The organism is Bacillus sp. 05T31 (genome assembly GCF_056396725.1).
Genome location: NZ_JBFTMA010001008.1, coordinates 1 through 1,141 on the forward strand (window position 1 = coordinate 1; position 1,141 = coordinate 1,141).

Sequence of the window (1,141 nt, forward strand, 5' to 3'; positions counted from 1 at the left end):
AGGTACGACTGCTGCATAAAACTTTTTCGTAAATGGATCATAAGCACTATATGACAATTCCGGTTGCTGAATTTTTGTGAAAACACCGACTTTTGCGCCTTTCGAAACATAAGATTTTTTAGCATTTTCTAGATTCTCTTTCGCAATGATAACTTGATCTCCTCTGCTATTATCTATAAATTCATTTATCTTTTTAGAATCTACTTTAACATGCTTCAGCACCTCGTTAAACGTTAAATTTGTATCACTACCAACACCTTCTGGTGCATACATTCTAAACTTCGGTTTGTTCCCGATATCAGTCTCTAGTATTGTAGTCGAAGCATTTACACGAGATTCAAATTTTCCTGAATCTCCTAAATTCATAAATTCTCCATCTTTCTCAATATACAATTCCATTGTACTYGTAGGTARWACTTCAAYMGAAAGAAKTKCACCTTGTTCAACAGCTTTCAATTCATCTAACGATAAGTAAATATTTACATCYGCTTGATTATCTACACTGTCTATCAATACTTCTGTTGTATTTCTTCCACCTTTTTCTGTACTTAACTGATTTGCTTTATAACGATCTTGTGTTGCCTTTACTGTACTGATAATCTTGTCTCCTAAACGAATGTTAAAATGAGGAGAAACATTTTGAGCAGACGCCGTCCCTGTATTTTTATATTCTAACTGTAAGCTCACTTTTGCTGCTTTTGCTGAATCAACAGTTTTTGCGGTAGACCAATCTATATTAGAAGAATATCTTTCGGTATCTGTTGATGTTTTCGAGTATCCATAGCTTACATTTAATGAGGCCTTCCCAGAAGGAACAGGACCGGCTGCGGAACCTTCCACACCACCTTCGACACCTGCTCCTACACCAAACGAATGTTGTGTCGATACACTTTTTTCCCAACCTTTATCAATGGACCCACCGTTTGAATCCGTAATAGCCGCAAGAGGAGTAACCCCAATACGTTTTATACCAACTTGCAAATTCGGTATATTTGCAACCATTGGATTAAACTCAGTATCAGAGTTACTGCCATAATACTGAACTTCATATGCATCTGTAAAAGGATCTCCATCCGAATTCGCGCTCATAGGATTTGTAATAAATTTTAATTTATCTTTGTCTCGCTCTGGATCCCATGCC

At 36.7% G+C, this 1,141-nt stretch carries 1 pseudogene; it reads right to left on the minus strand.

Annotated features, from left to right (window positions below):
* Positions 1–1,141, minus strand: a pseudogene (locus AC1DJR_RS30770) (binary toxin-like calcium binding domain-containing protein); the annotation flags it as partial.